Origin of the sequence: Micromonospora sp. CA-240977, assembly GCF_050942285.1 — a bacterium.
Classification (GTDB): Bacteria; Actinomycetota; Actinomycetes; order Mycobacteriales; family Micromonosporaceae; genus Micromonospora.
The window spans coordinates 5,919,803-5,944,933 of record NZ_CP192055.1 but is presented as its reverse complement, the minus strand read 5'-3'; the positions used below and the strand labels follow the sequence as shown (position 1 = coordinate 5,944,933).

The window sequence follows — 25,131 nt, the reverse complement described above, 5'->3', positions numbered from 1 at the left end:
CATGGCCGCGGCGGCCCGGTCATGGCGCGATCACGCCACGGGTTCACGTGATGTGCGGGTCGCGGCGACGCTGCCACTGTCGGGCGTCATGGAGCTACGAAACCTGGGACGCACCGGAATGAAGGTGAGCCCGCTCTGCCTGGGCACGATGATGTTCGGCGCCTGGGGGGAGTGCGGCTACGACGAGTCCGCTCCGGTGATCTCCGCAGCCCTGGACGCGGGGATCAACTTCGTGGACACGGCCGACGTGTACTCGTGGGGCGGGTGTGAGGAGATCGTCGGGCGGGCACTGGAGAAGCGGCGTGACGAGGTCATCCTCGCCTCGAAGGCGCACTATCCGATGCACCCCTCGGGGCACGCGCCGAACCGGTCGGGCAACTCGCGCCGTTGGATCATGCGGGCCGTCGAGGACAGCCTGCGCCGGTTGCGCACCGACTATCTGGACATCTATCAGGTGCACCGGCCGGATCCGGACACCGACCTGGAAGAAACCCTGCAGGCCATGTCGGATCTGGTCCGGTCCGGCAAGGTCCGCGTCGTCGGCACCTCCACCTTCCCGGCGGACCACCTGGTGGAGGCACAGTGGATCGCCGAGCGCCACGGCCTGGTGCGGCCGCGGACCGAGCAGCCGCCGTACTCGATCCTCAACCGGTCCGCCGAGGCCGCGGTCCTGCCCACCTGCGTGAAGTACGGCATCGGTGTGATGACCTGGAGCCCGCTCAGTGAGGGCTGGCTGACCGGCCGCTACCAGGGTGACATCGACCTGACCGCGGGACGGCAGCGCGCCCACCGTGCGCAGTTCGACCCGGCGCTGGCCGGCAACATCCGCAAGCGGGAGGCTGTGGAGCAGCTCACCAAGCTGGCCGCGGAGACCGGTTGCTCGCTGACGCACCTGGCGCTCGCGTTCGCCCGCAACCACCCCGCGGTCACCTCGGTGATCATCGGACCACGCCGGCTCGACCAGCTCGAGGACCTGCTGGCCGGCGCGGACCTGCGTCTGGAGGACTCGGTGCTGGACCGGATCGACGAGATCGTCGCCCCGGGCACGATGCTGAACCACGAGGACTCGCACTACCTGCCGCCGGCGCTCACCGATCCCGCGCTGCGCCGGCGCGGTGCCGCGGCATGACCGCCGCCGGGACGACGACGATCCGGTCCCTGCGGGACCACCTGCACGGGGCGCTGCACCTGCCCGGCGAGCCAGAATACGACCGGATTCGGCTGCCGTGGCGGCGCAACGTGGATCCCCGGCCGCTGGCTGTCGCCGAGGCGGTCGACGTCACCGACGTGCGCCGGATCCTGTCCGCGGCCCGGGAGTTGGACGTGCCGCTGGCGGTCCAGGCGACCGGGCACGGCGCGCTCACCCCGGCCGACGGTGGGCTGATCCTGAGCACGGCCCGGCTGCGCGGGGTCGAGGTGGACCCGGTCCGGCGGACGGTACGGGCCGGCGGGGGAGCGGTCTGGGGTGACGTGGTGGCGGCTGCGGCCGAGCACGGCCTGGCGCCGCTCTCCGGCTCGTCCGGGGAGGTGGGCGTCGCCGGCTACACCCTGGGCGGCGGCCTCGGCTGGCTGTCGCGGCGACACGGGTACGCCGCGAACAGCCTGCTGCGCGCCGAGGTGGTCACCGCGGACGGAGCGCACGTGGTCGCCGGGCCGGACGACGACGCGCGCCTGTGGTGGGCGCTACGCGGCGGCAGCGGCAACTTCGGCGTGGTCACCGAGCTCGAGCTGGCGCTGTTCCCGGTGACCGAGGTGTTCGGCGGGGTGGTGTTCTTCCCCGGTGAGCGGGCCGCGGACGTGCTGCGGGCCTACGGGGAGTTCGCCGCGTCCGAGCCGGACGCGCTGACCACCGTCTGCATCCTGCTGCGCCTGCCGCCCGTGCCCGAGGTCCCGGAGCCGCTGCGCGACCGGGTCGTGCTCGCGGTGCGCGCGGTGTACGTCGGCCCGGCGGAGGACGGCGCCCGGGCGCTGGCACCGTTGCTGGCCACGGGCGGGACGCCGCTGCTCGGCGGGTTCGGCCCGATGCCCTTTGCGCACACGCCGCGGCTCAACGATCCACAGCCGGGCGCGCAGGTCAGCGAGGAGCACACCGACCTCTTCCGCACTGTCGAGGCCGGCCTCGTCGACGTGCTGCTCGACGAGGTGGCCGCCGGGGAGGCGGTCCGCGTCATCGAGCTGCGGCACTGGGGTGGCGCGGTGGCCGTACGCCCGGAGTCGGGTGGCCCGGCCGGTCCGGACGACCCCGAGTTCTCGCTTATCGCGATCGCGCCCGAGCTGGACGAGGAGAGTCTGCCCGGCGCGCGGGCGCAGATGCGGCGGCTGGCTGGACGGCTGCGGCCGTACGCCACAGGTGGGGTTTTCCTGAACTTCCTCAGCGATCCGGGCCGGACGGCGGCGGCGTACACGCCGGCCGACCACGCCCGGCTGCGCGAGCTGAAGCGGGTCTACGACCCGGAGAACGTGTTCCGGCAGAACCATCACATCCCGGCGGCGTGAGCTGCTGTCCGCACTGAGGGGAGGTCCTCGATGGGGGACTGGTACGAGAGGGTGACCGGACCTGATCCGGCGCCGTTCGCGTTGCTGGCCCGCCCGGACGCTGGCGGGCCCGACGTCGAGCTGCTGGAGGGCCGGATCCGGCTGACCGACACCCTGGCCGGGCTGCCGCTGCCGGCGGACGGCCCGCCGGGCGCGCACGAGGTGCTGGCGTTGCTGCCGTACCGGCAGCTCACCGAGCGGGGCTTCGCCTGCGTCGACGACGGCGAGCCGATCCGGGCGCTGATCGTGGACCGGCACCGGGGGCTGTCGCTGCCGGAGGTGCTGCGCCGGCTGCCCGCGGAGCCGGTCGCGTGGACCGAGGCCGGCTTCGACGTCGACGACGACCGTTACGGGGAGATGGCGGCGAGTGTGATCGCGGAGGAGATCGGGTCCGGCGCCGGCTCGAACTTCGTGCTCCGGCGCGACTTCCGGGCCCGCGTCGAGGGGGGTCCGGTTCCGGCGGCGCTGGCCCTGTTCGCGCGGCTGCTGCGCGCCGAGGCGGGCGCGTACTGGACGTTCCTGGTGCACTGCGGCGACCGGACGCTTGTCGGCGCCACCCCGGAGCGGCACGTCAGCCTGGACGCGGGCCGGGTCGCGATGACCCCGATCAGCGGCACGTACCGCTATCAGGCCGGCGGCGCGGAGGTGTCCGGGCTGCTCGGCTTCCTCGCCGACACGAAGGAGACCGACGAGCTGTACATGGTGGTGGACGAGGAACTGAAGATGATGGCCCGGCTCTGCCCCGACGGCGGCCGGGTGGTCGGCCCGTTCCTGCGCGAGATGGCCCACCTCGCGCACACCGAGTACCGGATCGAGGGGGACGGGCCGGAGGACGTGCGGCGGATCCTGCGGGAGACGATGTTCGCGCCGACGGTCACCGGCAGCCCGCTGGAGAACGCCTGCCGGGTCATCGCGGCCCGGGAGGCCAGCGGGCGCGGCTACTACGCCGGGGTGGCCGCGCTGATCGGACGGGACGACGCGGGGCGGCATCGGATGGACTCGGCGATCCTGATCCGGACCGCCGACCTGGACCGGACCGGCGGGGTGCGGATCGGGGTGGGGGCCACGCTCGTGCGGCACTCGGATCCGGCGGCGGAGGCCGCGGAGACCCGGGCGAAGGTGTCCGGCCTGCTGGGCGCGGCCACCACCACCACCGCCGCGGGCGCGGGTGCCGGGCCGGGCGGGCGGGGCGCGGCACGCTCCGGTCTGGCCGAGGATTCCCGGGTACGGGCCAGCCTGCGCGCGCGTAACAGCGGGCTGAGCGACTTCTGGTTCGCCGGGCCGTCCCGCCGGGAGCTGTCACGCCCGGCGCTGACCGGGATGCCGACGCTGGTGGTCGACGCCGAGGACACGTTCACGGCGATGCTGGCGACGCAGTTGCGGTCGCTGGGTCTGCGGGTCCGGCTCCGGTCCTGCGAGCGGGTCGACGACGACGTGCTGCGGGACTCGGCGTTCGTGGTGCTCGGGCCGGGTCCCGGCGACCCGCGCGACAGTCGCGACCCCCGGATCGTGTGGATGCGTCACCTGACCCGGCGGGTCTTCGACTCCGGCCGGCCGTTCCTGTCGGTCTGCCTGAGCCACCAGCTCGTCGCCGGGATCCTGGGCCTGCCGCTGGCCCGCGGGCAGAGGCCGGACCAGGGCCGGCGCCGCACCGTGGACCTGTTCGGGCGGGACCGTCGGGTCGGTTTCTACAACACGTTCGCCGCGTACGCCGATGCCGACCTGCTGCCCGGCGTCACCCGGCGAGGTGCGGTCCTGGTCAGCCGGGACGCCGGCACCGGCCGGGTGCACGCGCTGCGCGGCAGGGGTTTCACGTCGTTGCAGTTCCATCCGGAGTCGCTGCTGACCGAGGACGGGCCGGACATCCTCGCCGAGTCGGTGGAGTGGGCGATCAGTCGTGCGGCGGTCCGTCCCGGCGTGCCGGCGGCCGCCCGGAACGTGGAGGTGACGCGGTGACGGCGATCGTGACGGTCTGGTCGGACGTGCACTGCCCGTGGGCGCTGGTGGCCGTGCACCGGCTGCGGGCCGCGCGGGCGGCGCGCGGCCTGGACGTGGTCCTCGACCAGCGCGCCTGGCCGCTGGAGCTGATCAACAAGGGCGGCATCCCGCGGCACATCGTGCAGCCGGAGATGGCGGTGCTGTCCAATCACGAGCCGGACCTGTTCGGGGTGTACGACGCGCCGTCGTACCCGTCGACGTCGATGCCGGCGTTCGAGCTTGTCGCGGCGGCGCGCCGGGCCGGTGGCCCGGCGGTCGCGGAGGAGGTGGACTACCAGGTACGGCTGGCGTTCTTCCGGGACTCGGTCGACATCAGTGTGCGGTCCGGGCTGGAGCGGGTGCTCGACGCGGCGGCCGAGGCGCTTCCGGCGGTGGACCCGGCGAAGATCTTCGAGGTGTGGGAGTCCGAGCCGGTGCGTGCCGACGTGCTGGCCGACTACCGGCGCAGCAGGGACCTGCCGATCCAGGGCAGCCCGCAGATTTTCTGGCCGGACCGGACGACGACACACAATCCCGGTATGACCGATCACGAATGGTTGCGGGGCATTCCCCGGCTGCGCTCGGCCGACCCCGGCGCCGCCGGGCGGCTGCTCGACGCGAGTGTGACTCGCGTCACTTCCGGGCGGCTCGACGCCTGAATGCCCACGTCGACGCCGGCCCGCCCACCAGGGGCGGAGCCGGCGCTTCGGCATGTCCGCACTCGATGAGCAGCGGTTTCGCTGGGTAGTCGCGCAATCACAGTATTCGTCTAATGTTCCCTGTGGGACAGCGGAGGCCGCCGCAATACGTCGATTAGCATCGATGAGCCGGGCAATGCCGCGCGTGCTCGCCAGTGGCCCGTCGTGCTGCCCGTGAACGTCTGACAACCGTCATCGGATCTGCAACGGGGGCAGATGTGGATCGAGTGTTGGTAGGCCGTGACCATGAACTGTCGATCGTCCGCGCGGCCACCGCCGCCGTGGCCGCCGGCGACAGTCGGTGCCTGATCGTCGAAGGGGTCGCCGGCTCCGGCAAGAGCGCGATGGTGGCCGCCGCCGCCCGCACCGGCCGCGCTGGCGGTCTGGTCGTCGCGGCCGGCGAGGTCACCCTCGCCGACCAGGTGGCGCCGCTCGGTGGCCTGCTCACAGCCCTGCGCGCCGACATTCCCGACATCGCCATCGACCACCTGATGGCCGCCGACCCGGCCCGGCTCAATTTCGTGGAGCGGCTGCGTGACCGGCTCGCCGAGCTTGCCCGGCAGCGGCCCGTCATGATCGCCCTGGACGACGTGCACCGCGCCGGCGACCTCACCGCGCTCGCCCTGCGCCTGCTCGTCCCGTCCCTCGCCGACAGCCCGATCCTGTGGCTGCTCACCCGGCGCTCCCGGCGCGGCGGGACCGGAGTGCGCGAGCTGCTTGCCGACCTCGGCCGCGCCGGGGCGGAGACGCTGACGCTCGGCCCGCTCGACGATGACGCGGCGCTCACCATCTGCGTCGGCCTGCTCGGCGGGCGGCCGGACGCCGCGTTGCGTCGGGCGGTGCTGCGCTGTGAGGGCGATCCCGCGTTGCTCTCCGGTCACCTCAGCGCGGTACGCGAGGTCGCGGCGGTCGAGGTCCGCGACGGCGTCGCCGCGCTGACCGACGCGATGCTGCCCCGGCCCTTCCTGGACGCGGTCGAGCGACAGCTCGCCGCGCTGCCCGCGGAGACCCGCCGGCTCATCGAGGCCGCGTCGATCCTGCCGCGGCCGTGCACGGCGTACGAGCTCGCGGCCATCCAGGGCCGCAACGTGACAGAGCTGCTGCCGGCCGTGGCCTCCGTGCTGGACGAGGAGATCCTCGTCGAGGTCGGCGCGGCGCTGTCGTTCCGGCACGAGCTGTTCCGCGAGGCGGTGCACGAGAGGCTGCCCGGGCCGGCGCGCGTGGTCCTGCACCGGGAGGCCGCCACCGTCCTCAAGCACGCCCCGCCGGTCACCGCCGAGGAACTGGCCGGGCACATCCTGGAGGGCGGCTGGTCCGGCGAGGAACTCAGCTGCCGCCTGCTCGACCTGATCACCGCCGACGAGCAGGAGGCGCCGCACGGGCTCATCACCCGAATCTTCCGGCAGCTCATCGTCCGCGGCCAGTACAGCGAGGCCCGCCGGATCGTGGACCGCACCTCCACCCTGCGACTGGACGCGTACCGGCGGGCCGGGCTGCTGATGGAGCTCGCCGAGGCGGTGACGCACGCCGGCCTCGACATCGACCTGAACAATTCGATCATGGCGGCGCGCAACACCGGCCAGGTGACCGAGCCGACGCTGGCCCGACTGCTCGCCGCGCAGGCGCACGCCCTGCTCCAGGCGCACAACTTCGTGGCGGCCGAGAGCGCCGCCATTGAGGCGATCGAGGTGGCCGACCGGCACGGCGAGCGGGCCGCGCACGCCGTCGCCGCCCTGGCCCGGGCCGTGATGGCCAGCGCCGACGGCGAACTCGACAACGCGGTTCGCCACGCCCGCGAGGCGGTCGCCGCACTCGACGGGGTCGACCCGAACCAGCACCCGCACCGACCGCAACTCTGGCTGGCCCGCACGCTGATCGCGGTGGACCGGCTGGCCGAGGCGGAGGAGGTGCTCGACGCCGGCAACCGCGCCGACCGGCTGCGGCCGGGCGCCTGGTCCGGCCCCCTCTGGCAGTACAACCGAGCGCTGCTGCGGTTGGCGCGCGGTCAGCTCACCCAGGCCCGCGCCGAGGCGGAGGAGGTGGTGGCCGCCGCCCGGCCGCTCACCATGGCCCACGTACGCCCCCTGGCCCTGCTCGGCCACCTGGCGATGCTCTGCAACGACATGCCCGCGGCCCGCCTGCACCTGCGGCACGCCGCCGAGCTCGCGCCCGACCACGGCTGTGGCGCGCTCGAGCTGTCCTGGCGCACCGCGCTGTTGTACGACTCGGACGACCAGCCCCGGGCGGCCGTCGCCGCGCTGGAGACGATGTACCAGGTGCTGCCCGAACGGCCGCTGTTCCTGGCCGAGGAGCCGCAGGCGGCGGCCGCGCTGGTCCGCATCGCGCGTCGCGCCGACGAGCCGGACAAGGCCGCCGCGGCGGCCGCGGTGGCGCGGCGGCTGGTCAGCCGCAACCGGCCGCACCGGGCGATCGTGGCGGGCGCGCGGCACGCCGAGGCGCTGGTCCGCGGTGACGCCCGGATGCTGCGCTCGGCCGTCGAGGAATACTCCGCCACCTCCCGCCCGCTGGCCCGGGCCGCCGCGGTCGAGGACACGGCCACGGCCGAGGGCGCCCGTGGCAATCCCGCCGCGGCGGTGCCGCTGCTGCGCGAGGCGTACGACGAGTACACCGCGGCGGGCGCCAAGCGCGACGCCGCCCGGGTGAAGCTGATGCTGGACCGGTACCGGTCGACGTCCGGGCCGGCGACGCCCGCCGCGCCGGCAGTGCCGGGCTGGGCCGACCTGACCGAGTCCGAGCTGCGGGTGGTGACGCTGGTGGCCGAGGGGCTGACCAACCGGGAGGTCGCGGCGCGGCTCTTCCTCTCCCCGCACACCGTCGACAGTCACCTGCGCAGCAGCTTCGCGAAGTTGGGCGTCTGCAGCCGGGTGCAGCTCACCCGCCTGGCGATGATGCACAACGCGCGGCATCCCGAGAAGACGTGATGCGGGGCGCGGCCGGGGAGCGGCAGGCTGACACCGACGGCCCCTCTCCGGCTGTGCGAAGGGAATTCTCGTGTATGACCTGATGGCGCGGCCCGCGCCACACCAGCCACAGTGGACCGACGATCCCGACTATCCCGCCGTGCGCGGCGTGCTCGCCGCCGCGCCGCCGCTGGTCTCCGCGGCCGAGCTGTGGACGCTGCGCGCCCGGCTGGCCCGGGTGGCCGCCGGCCAGGACGTGGTGTTGCAGGCCGGCGACTGTGTGGAGACGTTCTCCGACTGCACGCCACCGGCGGTCGCCGCCAAGCTCGCCACCCTCGACGACCTGGGCGCCCGGCTGTCCCGGCGGACCGGTGCGCCGGTCGTGCGGGTGGGCCGGCTGGGCGGCCAGTTCGCCAAGCCGCGGTCCCGGCCGGCCGAGCCGTACAACGGCCGGGATCTGCCGACCTTCCGCGGTCCGATGATCAACTCGACGCTGGCGACCGAGGCCGCCCGGCGTCCCGACCCCCGACGGATGCTGCGGGCGTACGCGGCCGCCGACGAGGTGACGACGCTTGTCGGCGCGCACCGGGACACCCCCGGCGGGCCGTGGACCAGCCACGAGGCGCTCGTGCTCGACTACGAGGAGAGCCTGGCGCGCACCGACCCGGAAACCGGTGCGGCGTACCTGGCCTCCACGCACCTGCCGTGGATCGGCGAGCGCACCCGGCATCCGGACGGCGCCCACGTGGCCCTGCTCGCCGCGGTCGCCAACCCGGTGGCCTGCAAGGTCGGTCCGTCCGCGGCGGTCGAGGACGTGCTGCGCGTGTGCGACCTGCTGGATCCGGACCGGGTGCCGGGCCGACTGGTGCTGATCGCCCGGATGGGCCGCCGCCACATCGGCGCGGTGCTTCCCGGCGTGGTCAACGCGGTACGCCGGGCCGGGCATCCGGTGGTGTGGCTCAGCGACCCGATGCACGGCAACACCGTACGGACCAGCACCGGCCTCAAGACCCGGCTGCTCGTCGACGTGGTCGCCGAGGCGACCGCCTTCCGGGACATCCTGCTGCGCGAGGGCGTCCACCCCGGTGGCCTGCACCTGGAGGTGGCCGCCGGAGACGTCACCGAGTGCGTCGGCGGGCCGGTGCCGGACGAGGCCGGGCTGCGGCTGCGCTACACGAGCCTCTGCGACCCGCGGCTCAACCCCCGCCAGGCAGGCGCGCTGATCGACGCGTGGTGCTGACGGACGCCAGATCGACACCGGGGCCCGGCGCTGTCAAGCGCCGGGCCCCGCTGTCGTCTCGCGCTCAGTCGCGTCGCAGCGGTGGCAGGGGCGGCAGGACAGGCGCCTGGTCGATCTTCTCGGCCGACCAGCGCAGCGACTCCGGGAAAGCATCCGGGCGGGTACGGTGCTCCGGCTCGGTGGTGCGCCAGCCGTACCAGCAGCGGGCGCACATCTGCACCTCCCAGGCGCCCGGCACCGACGACGACGCCACGTCCAGCGGCTCGCCCGTGCCGCAGCGCGGGCACTCGGCCGACCGCACGGCGGGACGCTCCGGCCGTACCTCGGCATCGCCGGAGGCGTCCCCGTCGCGCAGCCGGCGCAGGCGGCGGGCCCACCGCCCGACCTCCGGCGAGTCCCGGACCGGGTGCCCGTGCCGGCCGCGGACGTCCGGCGCGACCGGAGTTGTCGCGTCGATCAGCAGCTTGTTGCTGATGCCCGGCGGGTCGGCGCCCGGATCCAGCGGCAGGATCGACATGGCCGGGACGTTGACCACGTCGTCCGGGCCGTTCACCTTCGTCGACAGCGCCCACATCACCTGCGGCAGGTCGAACGGGTCCACCTCGGCGTCCACCACGATGACCACCTTGCAGTAGCCGAGCCCGTGCGCGGTGGTCATGGCCCGCAGGCCGACCGCCTTGGCGAAGCCGCCGTAGCGGGCGGCGGTGGAGACGATCACCAGCAGGCCGTGTGTGTACATCGCGTTGACCGCCCGGACCTCGGGGAAGTCGGCGCGCAGCGCGGCCAGCAGGGGTACGCAGGTGGCCGGCCCCATCAGGTAGTCGATCTCGGTCCACGGCATGCCCAGGTGCAGGTGCTCGAAGATCGGCCGGCTGCGGTACGAGATCCGGTCGATGCGTACCACCGCCATCCGCCGCCCGCCCGAGTAGTGCCCGGTGAACTCACCGAACGGACCCTCGATCTCCCGGACCCGCCCCTCGATCACGCCTTCCAGCAGCACCTCGGTGCCCCACGGCACGTCCAGCCCGGTGAGCGGGGCGGTGGCGACCGGCGCCGGCGACCCGCGAAGCGCCCCGGCCATCTCGTACTCGGAGTCCTCGTAGCGCATCGGCGTCGCGGCCACGATCGACGTGATCGGGTCGGTGCCGACCGCGATCGCCACCGGCAGGTCCACGCCGCGCTCCTCGGCGTGCCGCAGGTGCCCGGCGATGTCGTGGATCGAGCCCGGCTGCATGCCCAGCCGGTTGCGGCCCTTGACCTGGAGGCGGTAGATGCCGACGTTCTGCTTCCCGAAGTGCTCCGGGTCGGCCGGGTCGCGGCTGACCACCGCGGCCTTGTCGAGGTAGAAGCCACCGTCGGCGTCGTTGAGCCGGAACAGCGGCAGCACCTGGAACAGGTCCACGTCGTCGCCGGTCAGGGTGTTCTCCAGAAACGGCGGGTCGGCGCGGCGCTCGACCGGCACCGGGAAGTCGGCCCACCGGCGGGCGAACTCGGTGACCTGGTCACGGGCCGAGGTGTCCGGCGGCAGGCCCATGGCGAGGGCGTGGTTGGCCCACGAGCCGTGCACGTTCATCGCCACCCGGGCGTCGGTGAAGCCGCGCAGCCGGTCGAAGTGCAGCGCGGGCGCCCGGTCGCCCATCCGCGCGGCAGCGGTGGCGGCCGCTGTCACATCCACGTCCGGGTCCACCTCTTCGCCGACGTGCAGCAACTGCCCGTGCTTGGCCAGGGCGTCCAGGAAGGTACGCAGGTCGTCGTAAGCCACGGGTCTCCTCGAAGAGTCGGGACGGTTCAACGGGCGGCCCGCGCCGGAACCATGCCGTTCCAGCGCGGCGCGGGCACGGACAGCCCGACCTGGTCGAGCACCCGGGCCACCAGGTGGTCGACCAGGTCGTCAAGGGTCCGCGGGTGGGTGTAGAACGACACCACGGGCGGGACGATGCTGACGCCCATCCGGGCCAGCGCCAGCAGGTTCTCCAGGTGGATCTCACTGAGCGGGGCCTCGCGTGCCACAAGCACGAGCCGGCGGCGCTCCTTGAGCACGACGTCCGCAGCGCGGCCGAGCAGGCCGTCGCCGACACCGGCGCGGATGCCCGCGGCGGTGCGCATGCTGCACGGGATGACGATCATGCCATCGGTACGGAAGGAGCCACTCGCGATCGGCGCGCCGACGTCGTCCGGCTTGTGCGCCACGTCGGCGAGCGCCGCTACCTCCGCGCCGGTACGCCCGGTCTCCAACTCAACTGTGGCCCGCGCCCAGCGGGTCATCACCAGATGGGTCTGCACGCCGGGCATCCGGCGCAGCGTCTCCAGCAGCCGGACGCCGAGGATCGCCCCGGTGGCGCCGGTCATCCCCACGATCAGCCGGCGGGGCTCCACCGGCGCGCTCATCGGCCGATCGCGTGCGGGTGGTCGAAGAAGCGCTGCGGGTCGTAGCGGCGCTTGACCCGGGTCAGCCGACCGTAGTTGCCGCCGTAGTAGGCCGACCGCCAGTCCCGCAGCTCCGGGTCGGTGTAGTTCTGGTACGCCTCACCGGAGGCCCACGGCCGCATCGCCCGCCAGGCCCGGCGCGCCCACTCGTCGACAGCGGCCTTCTGCCCGTCGCTCGCCGTGGTCGGCACCTGCGCCAGGTACTGCAACAGGAACCGCTGCCGGCGGTGCACGAACGCGGTGTGCCCCGGCGACGGCCGGTTGTACGCGCCGCCGAACGCGTGGAACTCCAGACCGCGCAGCTCGCCGGCCGGCTGGTCGGCGACGATCGCGGCGAGCAGCCGTTCGATGCCCTCGCGGGGCAGCGAGCGGGCGAAGAAGTCGGACTTGGTCAGGGCGTACTCCAGCCGCGCCAACCGGCCGTCCGGCGTCTGACCCGGCGCGTGGCACTGCGACACCGACAGCTCGGAGCAGCCCGCCCAGTACAGCACCGAGTCCAGGTAGGGCACCCTGCGGATGTCGGAGACCGTGGGGGAGTGCCCGACCCGGGCGGAGAACCGGCCCAGCACCGCGTCCAGGTCGCCGTGCGAGCCGGCCCACTGACCGAAGGCGAAGACCTGCGGCTCCGCCGACGGGTCGAAGGTGCGCACGAACAGCCCGGCGCTGAGCTCGTCCGGGGTCTCCGGCGCCCACTCCTGCCAGGCCGCGACCACGTCGGCCGCCGCCGACCAGGGGAAGAAGATCTGGAACACGGTGGGCTCGTGGGCGGCGTACGGCACGAAGTCGAACTCGGTGACGATGCCGAAACTGCCGGCGCCGCCGCCGCGCAGCGCCCAGAACAGGTCGGGGTGGTGGTGCTCGTCGCAGGTGATCAGCCGGCCGTCGGCGAGGACCAGACGCACCGCGGAGAGGCGGTCGGAGGTCAGGCCGTACCGGCGGCCGGCCATGCCGAAGCCGCCCCCCAGCGTGAGGCCGGAGACCCCGACCGTCGGGCACATCCCGCCGGTGATGGCCACCTGCTCGCGCAGCAGATCCTGCTGAAAGTCCACGATCTTGGAGCCGGCCTGGATCCGGGCGATCCCACCCGTCACCCGGGTCCGGTGCAGCGAGGACGTGTCGACCACCAGGCCGGTGCCCGTGGAGTAGCCGCCGAAGCTGTGCCCGCCGGAGCGGGCGACGGTGCGTACGCGGTGGCGCCGGGCGAACCGCACGGCCTCGGCGACGTCCTCGGCGCGGGCCGGGCGCAGCACCGCGGCGGGCCGGATCGTGTCGTAGCGGGCGAGGTAGGTGCCGTACGCGGCCTCGTACCCCGGCTCGCCGGGCAGCAGCAGGTCGCCGTCGATGCCGTCGCGCAGTGCCGACCACCGCGGCCCGCGGCGGGGCGCTCCCGCGGCCGCCGAGGCCGCGGGCGCCCCGGTCGCGGTGGCCGCGGCGGCCAGTCCGCCGAGCGCGAGGAACTTCCTGCGGTCGATCATCCGTGCCTCCTGAGCAAGGTCCATTTCGGACGGGTCCGGCGGTCCGCGGTCAAGCTACCGCCGCGCGGTGGCCCGGCGAATCACGAGAACACGTGATGAGCGGGAGGGCCGCCAATGGCGAGGGTGAAGACATGCAGACCTCGCAGGAGAACGTGGACGTGCTGGTGGTGGGCGCGGGGCCGGTCGGCACCACGCTCGCGTTGGAGCTGGTCCGGCAGGGTGTCGGCTGTCGTCTGATCGACAGGCATCGGCAGCCCTCGCCGCATCCGAAGATGGACTACCTCAACGCGCGCAGCATGGAGCTGCTGCGCCGGCTGGACGTGGTCGACGAGATCCGTCGCCGTGGCATCGGGGCCGAGCACTCGTTCAACTTCCTCTGGGCCCGGTCGCTTGCCGAGGCCCCGCTTGCCGAGTGGAGTTCCGCCTCGGTCGCCGAGGTGGAGCGGCGGATCGCCACCGTCAACGACGGCACCAGCCCGCTCGAGCCGTACCAGCGGCTGCCCGGCAACGTGCTGGAGGAGATCCTGCGCGAGCGCGCCGCGGTGACCGAGGGCGTGGACCTGCGGCTGGGCACCGCGTTCGTCGACCTGATCAGCAACACCCCGGACGGCGTGGTGGCCCTGGTGCGCGACACCGCGACCGGCGCCGAGCAGCGGATCGCCGCCCGGCACCTGGTCGCCTGCGACGGCGCGGGCAGCGCGGTACGGGCGGCGACCGGCATCCGCGCTGTGGAGTCCGGCCCGGTCGGCGAGTTCCGCGACGTCTACTTCCGCAGCGGCGACCCGGCGCTGCGCAAGCACGGACGCTTCTTCCTGATGGTGCTGGCCAGCGGGATCACCCTGGTCTCCCGCGACGAGCACCAGGTGTGGACCGGGTTCTTCCCGCTCTTCGACGAGAGCGAGGCGGAGATCGACCCGGCCGAGCTGATGTGCCAGCGGCTCGGCACCCAGATCGCCGTGGACGAGGTGCTCAACGTGGCCCGCTGGCGGGGCGCGATGGCGGTGGCCGAGGCGTACCGCAGCGGTTCGGTGTTCCTTGCCGGCGACGCGGCGCACCAGTTCTATCCGACCGGCGGGCACGGCGCGAACACCGGCCTCGGTGACGCCGTCGACCTGGCGTGGAAGCTGGCCGCGGCGGTCCGCGGCTGGGCCGGGTCCGGGCTGCTGGACAGCTACCACGCCGAGCGCCGGCCGGTGGCGCTGTTCAACCGGGAGATGTGCTTCAACCTGCTGGAGGTGTGGCAGCGGTTCCCGCAGCTGGCGGCGGACGGCGCGTCCCGCGAGCACCTGGCCGGGTACCTGGAGCAGGACGCCTACCAGGTGGAGAACACCGGCATCCACCTCGACTACCGCTACCTCGACTCGCCGATCACGTGGGCCGAGCCCGGCGACCCGCCGCCGTGGCGCTGGAAGGCGATCACCCCCTCCACCCGGCCCGGCCACCGGGTGCCGAGCGTGCTGCTCGACGGCGGCGACGCGCTCTTCGACAGGTTCGGCACCGGCTTCACGCTCGTCGACTTCACCGGCGCGGGCGACGGTGTGGTAGCGGCGGCCGCGCAGCGCGGCATGCCGGTCGCGCACCTGCGCCTTGACGATCCGGCCGCCCGCGCGGTCTGGGGACACGACCTGGTGCTGGTCCGGCCCGACCAGCACGCGGCCTGGCGGGGCACCGCCGCACCGGAGGACTGGGGCGTGGTGCTCGACCGGGTCCGCGGCGGCCGGTGACGGCGTGACCACGCGGTCACGCCATCACGGTCCGGTCACGTGAGTTCGGGATGCCCGCACGGCCGGTGCGCGACGACGCTGGTGCACACACGACAGCACGACGGGTGAGGGAGGCGGCAGTGCCCACCACAGTGCACAAGTACGGCGGCAGCTCGCTGGCGGACATGGCCGCGCTCGAGCGGGTGGCCGCCAACGTCGCCCGCGGCCACCGTTCCGGCGAACGCACAGTGGTGGTGGTGTCGGCGCGCGGCAACACCACCGACGACCTGCTGCGGCTGGCCGGCCGCGTCCATGCCGGCGCGCCCGCCCGCGAGCTGGACCAGCTGCTGGCGACCGGGGAGAACCAGTCCGCGGCCCTGCTGGCGATGGTCCTGCACCGGCTCGGCGTGCCGGCGGTGTCGTTCACCGGGCCGCAGGCCGGGATCCGCGCCGAGGGCGTGCACGGCGCCGGCCTGGTGGCCGACGTCGACCCCGCGCCGATGCGCCGCCGCCTCGCCGCGGGTGAGGTGGTCGTCGTCGCCGGCTTCCAGGGCCTGGGCGCCGACGGCGACGTGCGCACCCTCGGGCGCGGCGGTTCGGACACCACCGCCGTGGCGCTGGCCGCGGCGCTGGCGGCCGAGCGCTGCGACATCTACACCGACGTCTCCGGCGTGCTGACCGCCGACCCGCGGGTCGTGCCACAGGCCCGGGTGCTGGCACGCGTCGATCCGGCCGTGATGGCGGAGATGGCCTTCGCCGGCGCCCGCGTCCTGCACTCGCGTGCCGTCGAGCTCGCCGCCGTGCGCGCGATCCGGGTCCGGGTGCTCAGTTCCCTGCGGCCCGGCGGGGGGACCGTCATTCCAGAAAGGTCGGATCCGCACATGCTCGAGACCAGCAGCACAGTGACCGCGATCGCCCACGACGCCGACGTCGCCCGGGTGCTCGTCGACACCCCGAGCGGTCATCCGGACCCGGCGACCGAGGTCCTGGCCGTACTCGCCGAGCACGCGGTGCCTGTCGATCTGGTCGCCCGGTCCGGGCCGCAGGAGGAGGAGTTCCGGATCGGCTTCACCGTCCGCAGCAGCGAGCTCGGCCGCCTGACCGGGCCACTGCGGGACACCGTGGCGGCGCTCGGCGGGCAGGTCCGGGTCGACGACAACGTCGGCAAGGTGTCGGTGATCGGGATGGGCCTGCTCAACCGGCCCGAGTACACCGCCCGGATGCTCGCCGCGCTGCGCGGCGCCGGCATACCCACCAGCTGGATCTCGATCTCCCAGCTCCGCACCTCGGCGGTGATCCCCCGGGACCGGCTGACCGAGGCGGTCGGCCTGCTGCACGCCGCGTTCGGACTGGCCGAACTGGTCCCCGCCTGATTCTCGCCTGACCCCGGTGGCCGTGCGTGGCCGCCACGACGAAGGGACCCGAGAACGACATGCCGCCGATCAACAACTCGTTCGCCCGCAGCGTACGGCTGCGGCGGCTCTACCGGCACGATGACGAGCGGCTGCTCGTCATCCCGATGGACCACTCGGTCACCGATGGCTCGATCAGCGGCGGCGAGCGGCTGAACCGTACGGTCGCGGCGCTGTCGGGCGCCGGCGCCGACGCGGTGGTGCTGCACAAGGGCGCGCTGCGCTACGTCGACGGCGCGGCCTTCGCCGACATGTCGCTGATCGTGCACCTCAGCGCCGGCACCACCCGCGCTCCGGACCCGGACCTGAAGTACCTGGTCACCAGCGTGGAGGAAGCGGTCCGGCTGGGCGCGGACGCGGTAAGCGTGCACGTGAACCTGGGCGCGGACGCCGAGTCCCGGCAGATCGTCGACCTGGCCGAGGTGGCCCGGGCCTGCGACGCGTGGAACGTGCCGCTGCTGGCCATGATGTACCCGCGCGGTCCCCGGATCAGCGACCCGCGTGACCCGGAGCTGATCGCGCACGCGGTCGCGCTCGCCGTGGACCTGGGCGCCGACATCGTCAAGACGGTAGCGCCGGCCACCGCCGCCGAGCTGCGCGACGTGACCCGCGGCTGCCCGGTGCCGGTGATCGTGGCCGGCGGGCCGCTGCGGGAGTCCGCCGCCGAGCTGGCCGCCTTCACCGAGCAGGTGCTCGCCGGCGGCGCGGCCGGGGTGGCGATGGGCCGCAACATCTTCCTGCACGACGACCCCGGTGCGGCGGCCCGCCAGGTCTGCCAGATCGTGCACCGTCCCGTCCTCGCTGTGCCGGCCGGTGCGGCCGGCCGGCTCGAACCGTCCGTCGCGTGAGCGCCTACCAGGCAAGGAGATCGTCATGAAGCTGTGCTGGCTGGATGTCCGGGAGAGTGGCCCGGCCCGGGACGCGATCGTGGAGGAGGCGGTACACCAGCGCGTCGACGCGATCGTCGCCGCCGACCCGGCCGAGCTGGAGGGACTGCCGCCGACCGTCCGCAAGGTGCTGTTCCCCGGCGGTGGGGACCTGCCCGCGGACCTGGGCAGTGTCGACCTGGTCGTGGTGGACGGCGACCGGGGCCGGGTGGCCGCGCTCGCTCAGGAGCACCCGGACGTGGAGTTCGGCCGCTTCGTCGAGGTGGTCGACGCGGACACCCTCGAGGAGGCCTGCACCGCGGCGCGCACCGAGCGGTGGACGGTGCTGCTGTTCCGCGACCCGACCAAGATCCCGTTGGAGATCGTGCTGGCGGCCGCGGCGCAGAGCACCGGCAACATCATCACGGTGGCACAGGACGTCACCGAGGCAGAGATCATCTTCGGCGTGCTGGAACACGGCTCGGAGGGCGTGATGCTCGCGCCGAGCGCCGTCGGCGACGCCACCGCGCTCAAGACCGCCGCCGACGACCGTCCACCCGCGCTCGACCTGGTCGAGCTGAAGGTCACCGGGATCGCGCACGTCGGCATGGGCGAGCGGGCCTGCGTGGACACCTGCACGTACTTCCGGCAGGACGAGGGCATCCTGGTCGGCTCGCACTCCAAGGGCATGGTGCTCTGCGTCAGCGAGACGCACCCGCTGCCGTACATGCCGACCCGGCCGTTCCGGGTCAACGCGGGCGCGATCATGTCGTACACGCTCGCCTCCGGGGAGCGTACGCAGTACCTGAGCGAGCTGCGGGCCGGAAGCAAGGTGCTGGCCGTCGACGTGAAGGGGCAGACCCGGGTGGCGACGGTCGGGCGGGTGAAGATCGAGAAGCGCCCGCTGCTGTCGGTCGACGCGGTGGCGCCCGACGGCACCGAGGTCAACCTGATCCTGCAGGACGACTGGCACGTGCGGGTGCTCGGCCCGGGCGGGACGGTGCTCAACAGCACCGAGCTGCGTGAGGGTGATCGGCTGCTGGGCTACCTGCCCACCGAGGACCGGCACGTCGGCTACCCCATCGACGAGTTCTGCCGGGAACAGTGAGCCTGCCGGGAACGGCGCGGCGGTCCCGCGGCCCGGTCTGCGACTTCCATGCGCGGTTCCCGCCGCGGCCGGACATGCTCGGGCGTCTGCTCTCCACGATGGACGACTGCGGCCTGGACCGGGCCGTGGTCTGCGCGGGCGGGACGCTCTCCCTCGATCAACTGTCCCGGCAGTTGATCGAGGGCGGGCACGTGGAGACCGACGCCGACAACGAGGCGGTGCTGCGGGCGGCGGACGCGGCCGACGGCCGGTTGGTGCCGTTCTACTTCGGCAACCCGCACGCGCCGGCTGCCCGCTACCGGGCCGTCGCGGACCAGTACACCGGCCTGGAGATCTCACCCGCCGTGCACGGCGTGCCGCTGACCGACGAGCGCAACCTGCGCCTGCTCGCGATCGCGGCCGAGGCCGGACACCCGGCGTACGTGGTCTGCCTGGAACGCCCCGGCGCCCGGGTGACCGACCTGGTCGAGCTGGCCCGGCGCTTTCCCGGTCTGTCCCTGGTGCTCGGGCACAGCGGCGTCGGCAACATCGACTACTACGCGGTCGACCTGATCGCGCCGTACCCGTCCATCGCGCTGGAGACCTCCGGCGGTTACAGCAGCGTGGTGCGCCGCGCCCTGGACCGGCTCGGCCCCGGCCGGGTGCTGTTCGGCAGCGAGTTCCCGTTGCAGGACCCGCGCGTCGAGCTCGCCAAGTACGCGGCCCTGGACCTGCCACCGGCCCAGTGGGCGCAGGTGGCCTGGGACAACGCCGACCGGCTGCTCGGCGGACACCCCCGTTGGCAACAGTGGAGGAGAGACGACAATGACCGCAGCACTGACCCGGCGGCCACGGCTGGGTGACTGGCGCAGCCACGAGGAACTGGCCGCGTCCCGGCGCGCCCGCCTGCCCGAGGTGCTGAGCCAGGCCGCCCGCACGCCGTTCTACGCGCGTCGGCTCACCGAGGGCGCCACGCTGGACGACCTGGCGCTGACGACCAAGCAGGACCTCCGCGACAACTATCCGTACGGGCTGCTGGCCGTCCCGAAGGAGGAGTTGGCGACCTACCACGAGTCCAGTGGAACGGCCGGTCGACCGACGGCGTCGTACTACACCGCCGACGACTGGCACGACCTCAGTGAGCGGTACGCCCGCAAGTGGGTCGGCATCACGGCCTCGGACACGTTCCTGGTACGCACCCCGTACGCCCTGATGATCACCGGCCATCTGGCGCACGCGGCGGCCCGGCTGCACGGCGCGACAGTGGTGCCCGGCGACAACCGCTCGCTGGCGATGCCGTACTCCCGGGTGGTGCGGGTGTTGCACGACCTGGGGGTGACGCTGACCTGGTCGATGCCGACCGAGACGCTGCTGTGGGCGGCCGCCGCCCGGGCGCAGGGCCACGAGCCGGGCCGCGACTTCCCGAACCTGCGCGCCCTGTTCGTCGGCGGGGAGCCGCTGAGCCCGGCCCGGCGGCGGCGGATCGCCGAGCTGTGGGGCGTGCCGGTGGTGGAGGAGTACGGGTCGACCGAGACCGGCAGCCTCGCCGGCGAGTGCGAGCACGGCCGGATGCACCTGTGGGCCGACCGCGCCGTCTTCGAGGTGTACGACCCGGCCACCGGCCGTCTCGGCGTCGAGGGCAGCGGACAACTCGTGGTCACGCCGCTGTACCGGGAGGCCATGCCACTGCTGCGCTACAACCTGGAGGACGCGGTCGAGGTGTCCTACGACGACTGCCCGTGCGGCTGGGTGCTGCCCACCGTCCGGGTGCTGGGACGCTCCGCCTTCGGCTACCCGGTCGCGGGGCGGGCCGTCACCCAGGCCGTGCTGGAGGACCTGGTCTTCCGGCTGCCGGTCGGCGACGAGGTGCTGTTCTGGCGGGCCCGCGCCCACGCCGACCTGCTGCGGGTGGAGATCGAGGTGCCGGACGCGCGACGTGAGCCGGCGACGCGCGCGCTGCGTGCCGCGATCGACGAGGTGCTGCGGGTGCCGTGCGAGGTGGCCGGGGTGAGTCCGGGCACGCTCGTGCCGCGGAGCGTGCTGACCGGCGTGCACGACGTGGTGAAGCCGCGCAGCCTGTTCGGCGCGGACGAGGACTGGGACAAGGCGCTGCTCTACTACTGAGGAGGAACACCCATGTCCGTCATGTCGAGCGATGACCGGGTCGTGCTGGTCACCGGGGCAGCGCAGGGGATCGGGGCGGCGGTGGCCCGGATGATGGCCGCCGACGGCGCGCTGGTGGCGGCGGTCGACGTCGACGCCGGCGGGCTGGCCGCGACGGTCGCGGACCTGCCCGGCGCGGCCCAGGCCTACCCGGCCGACGTGCGCGACAGCGCTGCGGTGGAGGCGCTGGTCAAGCAGGTCGAGGAGGATCTGGGCCCGGTACGGGTGCTTGTCAACGTGGCCGGGGTGCTGCGGACCGGGCCGGTGACCGAGCTGAGCGACAGTGACTGGAATGCCGTGTTCGCGGTCAACACCGACGGCGTCTTCCACTGCTGCCGCGCGGTGGCCCGGCGCATGGTGCGGCGTCGGTCCGGCACGATCGTCACGGTCAGCTCGAACGTGACAGGGGTGCCGCGGACCAGCATGGCCGCCTACGCCGCGTCGAAGGCGGCGAGTTCGCTGTTCACCAAGTGCCTGGGGCTGGAGCTGGCCGAGTTCGGGATCCGCTGCAACGTGGTCTCGCCCGGCTCCACCGACACGCCGATGCAGCGGGCGTTCTGGACCGGCGCCAGCGGCCCGGAGTTCAGCATCCGGGGCTCGCTGGACGCGTACCGCGTCGGCATCCCGCTGGGCCGGATCGGCACCCCGGAGGATGTCGCGGCGGCGGTCCGCTTCCTCGCGTCGCCCGAGGCCGGGCACATCACCATGCAGGAGCTCTTCGTCGACGGAGGCGCCGCGCTCGTCGCGTGAGCGCGGGCCGGCTCGCAGGAGGAGGACAGTCAGGTGGGTATCCCGCCGATCGTGCCGTACCCGATGCCGGGGGAGAGCGATCTGCCTCCGGCCGCAGTGCCGTGGCAGCTCGATCCGGCCCGCGCGGCGTTGCTCGTGCACGACATGCAGCGCTATTTCGTCGATTTCTTCCCGGACGCGTCACCGCGCCGCGAGCTGGTGCACAACGTGTCCCGGCTGCTCGGCTGGGCGCGCGCGGAGGGGGTGCCGGTCGCGTACACGGCGCAGCCGGGAGCGATGACCCCGGCCGAGCGAGGGCTGCTGCGTGACTTCTGGGGTCCGGGGATGAGCGCCGACCGGGACAGCCGGGAGATCATCGCGGAGCTGGCGCCGGAACCGGGGGACGAGGTGTTCACCAAGTGGCGGTACAGCGCGTTCGCCCGCACGTCCCTGGGGTCCTGGCTCGCCCGTAACGGGTGCGCCCAGCTGGTGGTCTGCGGGGTGTACGCCCACGTGGGCGTGCTGATGACCGCGGTGGACGCGTTCTCCGCCGACGTGCAGCCGTTCCTGGTGGGTGACGCGGTCGCCGACTTCACCGAGCGTGATCACCACGAGGCGTTGCGGTACGCCGCGCGCCGGTGCGCGATGACAGTGACCACCAACACCGTGCTGGCGCGGCGGCGGATGCCGGCACCGGCGTAGGAGCGGAGATCGCTGGCGGGCCCGCCAGGTGGCGGGCCCGTCGTCATGCCGGCAGCTGCTCGGCGCCCTGCAACGTGGCGGTGTGCCGGTCGAGGATCGCGGTGGAGCGGCGGGAGAACTCGGTGAGCAGACGCAGCTGCTCGTCGGAGTACTCCTCGATGAGGGCCAGGTACTCGCGGCTGAACTCGTCGAGGGTCTGTTGCAGGCGCTCGTACGCCTCGCCGCGCACCAGCTCGATTGTCACCTTCCGTCGATCGCCGGGATCGCGCTGCCGGCGCAGGAAGCCGGCCTGCTCCAGCCGGTCCAGCGCCGCGGTGATGGCGCCGCCGCGGGTGAGGCCGATCTGGCGGGCGAGGCGGCCCGCGGGCATGGGCCCGTCCTTGTCGAGCACGCCGAGGCAGCTGATGTCGGTCACGGTGATGCCGGCCCGCGCGGCGAGGGCGCCGTGGAACAGGACCGCGGCCTGGGCCGACGCGCGCTCGAGGTGGTACAGGTCGGCGACCAGCGAAACCCGTGGCAACGGCGTTGACACTCGGCATCCCTCCCCATAAAGTCTCGGAATTAGAGACAATCTAAAACCGAGCAGATCGCCGCGCGAGAAGCTCCATCTCGTGCATCTGCTCCGACCGTAGCAAAAGTCGGAGGACTGACATGATTACCGACGTCGCGCCCCGGCGGAGTGACACCCGCCCGTGGCTGGCCTTCGCCGTCGTACTCACCGCCGCCTTCATGGACCTGGTCGACGGCACGATCGTCAGCATCGCCCTGCCGCGGATCCAAGCCGACCTGGGCGCCGGCTACGCCGCCGCGCAGTGGATCCTGGTCGGCTACTCGGTCACGTTCGCCCTGGTCCTGATCCCGGGCGGGCGTCTCGGCGACATCTACGGCCGACGCCGGGTCTTCCTGATCGGCATCGCGGCGTTCACCGTCGCCTCGATCGTCTGCGGCGCCGCCACGACCGCCCCGGTCCTGGTCGTCGCGCGCCTGATCCAGGGAGTCGCCGCCGGCCTGATGGTCCCGCAGGTGATGTCCGTGGTGGTCATCCTGTTCCAGAACGCCGAACGGGCCAAGGCCTTCGCCCTGTACGGCGTCACGCTCAGCCTCGCCAACGTCAGCGGCCCGCTGCTCGGGGCGCTGTTCACCGAGTACAGCGTCTTCGACCTGGGCTGGCGGGCGATCTTCTACGTGAACGTGCCGATCGGCGTCCTCGCGCTGCTCGGCGCGCTGCGCTGGCTGCCGGAGTCGCGCTCGGAGACGCCGCTGCGCGTCGACGTGGCCGGCATCGTGCTGATCAGCCTCGCCTCGTTCGCCCTGATGTTCCCGGTGATCCAGGGCCGGGAGGCGGGCTGGCCGATCGGCATGATCGTGCTGCTGGTCGCCGCGGTGCCGCTGCTCTGGGCGTTCGGCCTTGTGGAACGGCGGCGGGACAGCCGCGACGGCTCCGCTCTGGTGCCGCCGGACCTGTTGCGGCAGCGCTCGTTCGTGATCGGCCTGATCGTGCTGCTTGTTGTCTTCTCCACGCTGGCGTCGCTGTTCCTGGTGCTCAACTACACGCTGCTGACCGGGTACGGCTGGAGCCCGATCCGTACCGCCCTGACCGGTATCGGCTTCCCCGTCGGCATCTTCCTCACCACCGGCGTGGCCCAGCGGTTCGCCACCACCCATGGCCGCAGGCTCATCCAGATCGGGCTGACCGTCATGGCTGTCGGCATGGTCCTGCTCATCCTCATGTTCACCCGCGAGGGCATGAGCGTCACCTACTGGCAGCTCGCCGCGCCGATCCTGGTGATGGGCCTGGGCATGGGCCTGTGCGTCTCCATCGTGACAACCGTCGTGCTCGCCGACGTTCCGCCGCACAATGCCGGCGCCGGCTCCGGCGTGACAAACGCGGTGCTGCAACTGGGCGCGGCCGTCGGTGTGGCCATCGTCGGTGCCATCTTCTTCTCGCTGCTCGAGTCGCGGGACTTCCCGGACTCCGCAGCAACGGCGCTGTGGTACAACGCGGCAGTCATCGCCCTTGCCGTCCTGCTCACCCCCTTCCTGCCCGCGGCCGCCCGCGCCCCGCAGGACGTGGAGGCGTAGGCGCGTCGGGATTCGTAGCGGGCCGGGGGACGGCCGGGGGAGTGGTGAGCGGCGCCGAGCCGCCCGCCCCGATCTCACCGTCCCTCGGTCCGCTCCCGTGCGTTGGCGTGCCCGTTCTGATCCGGCAGACCATGGCGGCCTCGGTGGGCAAGCCGTGCCGCGCCGGCAGCGGACCGCGGCGTCCTCGACCGCTCACGAGGCATCGCAGGCTGCCAGGCCCGCTGCGAAGGCGGCCAGGAAGTCGAGCAACTGACGCCGTGCGGCGTCATTGGGGGTGCGGTGGTTCAAGAAGGTGGACGTGACTCGATGGGAGCGGTCCTCGACCACCTCGATCAGCTCGGCGAGTTGGAGCCGGGCGTCGACCACCGCAGCCGGCCCGACGCGACGACACCACTCCTCGATGAGGGCTGGTTCGGTGGAGACGGCGTCGATCCCGCAGCACGCGCGGACACACTCGACCTCGCAGAAGATGATGGCCTTGCGCAGCGGCGACGGGACCGAAACCTCCATCATGGGCGCTCCTTCGGGCGAGCCGGGTGAGAGGGCCCTGGCCGGCCAACGACAGCACATCGTCGCCCCGGTGCGCCACCTCGATAGCTGACACCGCCCGTCGAGTCGGTCTCAGCCGAGGTGCAGCAGGAGGACCTGATCGTCGTGGAGGTCGGAGATGCTGTCGCGCAACAGCGTCAGCCCGTCCAGACCGGCCGTGCCGCTCTCCTCGAAGTCCATCCCCATCTCGTCGAAGTGGGCGGTCAACTCCTCCGCGCGGTGCCCGGCCGGGTCGAGCTGATCCAGGAACCGCCGGTGGGCCGGGGTGATGAGCACGGTCAGGCCGAGCGCGCTGTTGATGGCGTCCGACTCGGCATCGAACTCCGACTGCTGCAGGTCGACGCCGCGCTCCTCCAGGTAGGTCAGGACGTACAGCAGGCAGTACCCGGACCAGTCGTACTCCTGCCGGGCCGTGCCACCGTGCTCCGCCAGGTACGAGCGGAGCGACGATGACGACGTGGCGGCCAGGCGGGCCAACTCGGTGACGCTGTCCCTGGGGACCACTGTCAGTGACGCGATCGCAGACATCCCACACCCTCCACACGACTCCAGCGCCACACCTGTC

The 25,131-nt window shown here is 73.1% G+C and carries 21 protein-coding genes; 15 read left to right on the top strand and 6 right to left on the bottom strand.

Annotated features, from left to right (window positions below; translation table 11 throughout):
• Positions 1-88: 88 nt before the first annotated feature.
• From ACQPWW_RS26825 to ACQPWW_RS26800, 6 genes are all read left to right on the top strand, one after another.
• The gene (locus tag ACQPWW_RS26825) at positions 89-1,129 is read left to right on the top strand and encodes an aldo/keto reductase (RefSeq protein WP_433126362.1); all 1,041 of its coding nucleotides are present in this window, start codon (positions 89-91) and stop codon (positions 1,127-1,129) included.
• A complete protein-coding gene (locus ACQPWW_RS26820; protein WP_433126361.1) occupies positions 1,126-2,496 on the top strand; it encodes an FAD-binding oxidoreductase in 1,371 nt (456 codons plus the stop codon). Before ACQPWW_RS26825 ends, ACQPWW_RS26820 begins: the two co-directional genes overlap by 4 nt.
• Before the next feature lie 30 nt (positions 2,497-2,526).
• A complete protein-coding gene (locus ACQPWW_RS26815; RefSeq protein WP_433126360.1) occupies positions 2,527-4,491 on the top strand; it encodes an anthranilate synthase family protein in 1,965 nt (654 codons plus the stop codon).
• A complete protein-coding gene (locus ACQPWW_RS26810) occupies positions 4,488-5,171 on the top strand; it encodes a DsbA family protein (RefSeq protein WP_433126358.1) in 684 nt (227 codons plus the stop codon). The genes ACQPWW_RS26815 and ACQPWW_RS26810 overlap by 4 nt, the downstream gene beginning before the upstream one ends.
• A 266-nt stretch (positions 5,172-5,437) precedes the next feature.
• The gene (locus tag ACQPWW_RS26805; protein WP_433126357.1) at positions 5,438-8,152 is read left to right on the top strand and encodes an AAA family ATPase; all 2,715 of its coding nucleotides are present in this window, start codon (positions 5,438-5,440) and stop codon (positions 8,150-8,152) included.
• A gap of 70 nt (positions 8,153-8,222) precedes the next feature.
• Positions 8,223-9,371: a 3-deoxy-7-phosphoheptulonate synthase gene (locus tag ACQPWW_RS26800; protein WP_433126355.1), complete on the top strand. Its 1,149-nt coding sequence runs from the start codon at positions 8,223-8,225 to the stop codon at positions 9,369-9,371.
• A gap of 64 nt (positions 9,372-9,435) precedes the next feature.
• Here ACQPWW_RS26800 and ACQPWW_RS26795 read toward each other — a convergent pair whose 3' ends face one another.
• From ACQPWW_RS26795 to ACQPWW_RS26785, 3 genes are read right to left on the bottom strand one after another with little or no spacing between them, the layout of a single operon-like run.
• Entirely contained in the window at positions 9,436-11,133 is a 1,698-nt protein-coding gene (locus ACQPWW_RS26795; RefSeq protein ID WP_433126353.1) for a non-oxidative hydroxyarylic acid decarboxylases subunit C, read from the bottom strand.
• Between the two features lie 26 nt (positions 11,134-11,159).
• Entirely contained in the window at positions 11,160-11,759 is a 600-nt protein-coding gene (locus ACQPWW_RS26790; RefSeq protein WP_433126351.1) for a UbiX family flavin prenyltransferase, read from the bottom strand.
• The gene (locus ACQPWW_RS26785) at positions 11,756-13,273 is read right to left on the bottom strand and encodes an FAD-binding oxidoreductase (RefSeq protein WP_433126350.1); all 1,518 of its coding nucleotides are present in this window, start codon (positions 13,271-13,273) and stop codon (positions 11,756-11,758) included. Before ACQPWW_RS26785 ends, ACQPWW_RS26790 begins: the two co-directional genes overlap by 4 nt.
• Positions 13,274-13,404: 131 nt before the next feature.
• Here ACQPWW_RS26785 and ACQPWW_RS26780 point away from each other — a divergent pair, with 131 nt between their 5' ends.
• The 8 genes from ACQPWW_RS26780 to ACQPWW_RS26745 all read left to right on the top strand — a co-directional run bounded on the left by ACQPWW_RS26780 (position 13,405) and on the right by ACQPWW_RS26745 (position 21,935).
• Positions 13,405-14,997 carry an FAD-dependent monooxygenase gene (locus tag ACQPWW_RS26780; protein WP_433126348.1) on the top strand — a complete coding sequence of 531 codons (1,593 nt, stop codon included), beginning with the start codon at positions 13,405-13,407 and terminating at the stop codon, positions 14,995-14,997.
• Between the two features lie 119 nt (positions 14,998-15,116).
• On the top strand, positions 15,117-16,349 hold the full coding sequence (locus tag ACQPWW_RS26775; RefSeq protein WP_433126346.1) for an aspartate kinase: 1,233 nt from the start codon (positions 15,117-15,119) through the stop codon (positions 16,347-16,349).
• A 26-nt stretch (positions 16,350-16,375) separates the two neighbouring features.
• Positions 16,376-17,236: a 2-amino-3,7-dideoxy-D-threo-hept-6-ulosonate synthase gene (locus tag ACQPWW_RS26770; RefSeq protein WP_433126344.1), complete on the top strand. Its 861-nt coding sequence runs from the start codon at positions 16,376-16,378 to the stop codon at positions 17,234-17,236.
• Positions 17,237-17,261: 25 nt separating this feature from the next.
• Positions 17,262-18,362 carry a 3-dehydroquinate synthase II family protein gene (locus tag ACQPWW_RS26765; protein WP_433126342.1) on the top strand — a complete coding sequence of 367 codons (1,101 nt, stop codon included), beginning with the start codon at positions 17,262-17,264 and terminating at the stop codon, positions 18,360-18,362.
• Positions 18,363-18,436: 74 nt separating this feature from the next.
• Entirely contained in the window at positions 18,437-19,204 is a 768-nt protein-coding gene (locus ACQPWW_RS26760; RefSeq protein WP_433126340.1) for an amidohydrolase family protein, read from the top strand.
• Positions 19,167-20,465 carry an AMP-binding protein gene (locus ACQPWW_RS26755; protein ID WP_433126339.1) on the top strand — a complete coding sequence of 433 codons (1,299 nt, stop codon included), beginning with the start codon at positions 19,167-19,169 and terminating at the stop codon, positions 20,463-20,465. Before ACQPWW_RS26760 ends, ACQPWW_RS26755 begins: the two co-directional genes overlap by 38 nt.
• Before the next feature lie 12 nt (positions 20,466-20,477).
• Positions 20,478-21,254, top strand: coding sequence for a 2,3-dihydro-2,3-dihydroxybenzoate dehydrogenase (locus ACQPWW_RS26750; protein ID WP_433126337.1), 777 nt, complete (start codon positions 20,478-20,480; stop codon positions 21,252-21,254).
• 33 nt (positions 21,255-21,287) lie between these two features.
• Positions 21,288-21,935 (top strand): isochorismatase family protein, encoded by a 648-nt coding sequence (locus ACQPWW_RS26745; protein ID WP_433126335.1) that lies wholly within the window; start codon positions 21,288-21,290, stop codon positions 21,933-21,935.
• A gap of 43 nt (positions 21,936-21,978) precedes the next feature.
• Here ACQPWW_RS26745 and ACQPWW_RS26740 read toward each other — a convergent pair whose 3' ends face one another.
• A complete protein-coding gene (locus ACQPWW_RS26740; protein ID WP_433126333.1) occupies positions 21,979-22,467 on the bottom strand; it encodes a MarR family winged helix-turn-helix transcriptional regulator in 489 nt (162 codons plus the stop codon).
• Between the two features lie 119 nt (positions 22,468-22,586).
• On the opposite strand from ACQPWW_RS26740, the gene ACQPWW_RS26735 reads away from it, so the two are divergent.
• Positions 22,587-24,017 (top strand): MFS transporter, encoded by a 1,431-nt coding sequence (locus ACQPWW_RS26735; protein ID WP_433126331.1) that lies wholly within the window; start codon positions 22,587-22,589, stop codon positions 24,015-24,017.
• Positions 24,018-24,209: 192 nt separating this feature from the next.
• Here the strand turns inward: ACQPWW_RS26735 and ACQPWW_RS26730 are convergent, their stop codons facing one another.
• Together ACQPWW_RS26730 and ACQPWW_RS26725 are read right to left on the bottom strand one after the other, a co-directional pair.
• Complete coding sequence (locus tag ACQPWW_RS26730; protein ID WP_433126329.1) at positions 24,210-24,530, bottom strand: DUF6331 family protein; 321 nt, start codon at positions 24,528-24,530, stop codon at positions 24,210-24,212.
• Between the two features lie 108 nt (positions 24,531-24,638).
• The gene (locus ACQPWW_RS26725) at positions 24,639-25,094 is read right to left on the bottom strand and encodes a hypothetical protein (RefSeq protein WP_433126327.1); all 456 of its coding nucleotides are present in this window, start codon (positions 25,092-25,094) and stop codon (positions 24,639-24,641) included.
• Positions 25,095-25,131: the final 37 nt, after the last annotated feature.

Coding starts and splice junctions, on each gene's coding strand:
- ACQPWW_RS26825 (WP_433126362.1), top strand. CDS start 89: ATGGAGCTACGAAACCTGGGACGCACCGGAATGAAGGTGAGCCCGCTC.
- ACQPWW_RS26820 (WP_433126361.1), top strand. CDS start 1,126: ATGACCGCCGCCGGGACGACGACGATCCGGTCCCTGCGGGACCACCTG.
- ACQPWW_RS26815 (WP_433126360.1), top strand. CDS start 2,527: ATGGGGGACTGGTACGAGAGGGTGACCGGACCTGATCCGGCGCCGTTC.
- ACQPWW_RS26790 (WP_433126351.1), bottom strand. CDS start 11,759: ATGAGCGCGCCGGTGGAGCCCCGCCGGCTGATCGTGGGGATGACCGGC.
- ACQPWW_RS26785 (WP_433126350.1), bottom strand. CDS start 13,273: ATGATCGACCGCAGGAAGTTCCTCGCGCTCGGCGGACTGGCCGCCGCG.
- ACQPWW_RS26780 (WP_433126348.1), top strand. CDS start 13,405: ATGCAGACCTCGCAGGAGAACGTGGACGTGCTGGTGGTGGGCGCGGGG.
- ACQPWW_RS26765 (WP_433126342.1), top strand. CDS start 17,262: ATGAAGCTGTGCTGGCTGGATGTCCGGGAGAGTGGCCCGGCCCGGGAC.
- ACQPWW_RS26760 (WP_433126340.1), top strand. CDS start 18,437: ATGCTCGGGCGTCTGCTCTCCACGATGGACGACTGCGGCCTGGACCGG.
- ACQPWW_RS26755 (WP_433126339.1), top strand. CDS start 19,167: ATGACCGCAGCACTGACCCGGCGGCCACGGCTGGGTGACTGGCGCAGC.
- ACQPWW_RS26750 (WP_433126337.1), top strand. CDS start 20,478: ATGTCCGTCATGTCGAGCGATGACCGGGTCGTGCTGGTCACCGGGGCA.
- ACQPWW_RS26735 (WP_433126331.1), top strand. CDS start 22,587: ATGATTACCGACGTCGCGCCCCGGCGGAGTGACACCCGCCCGTGGCTG.
- ACQPWW_RS26730 (WP_433126329.1), bottom strand. CDS start 24,530: ATGATGGAGGTTTCGGTCCCGTCGCCGCTGCGCAAGGCCATCATCTTC.
- ACQPWW_RS26725 (WP_433126327.1), bottom strand. CDS start 25,094: ATGTCTGCGATCGCGTCACTGACAGTGGTCCCCAGGGACAGCGTCACC.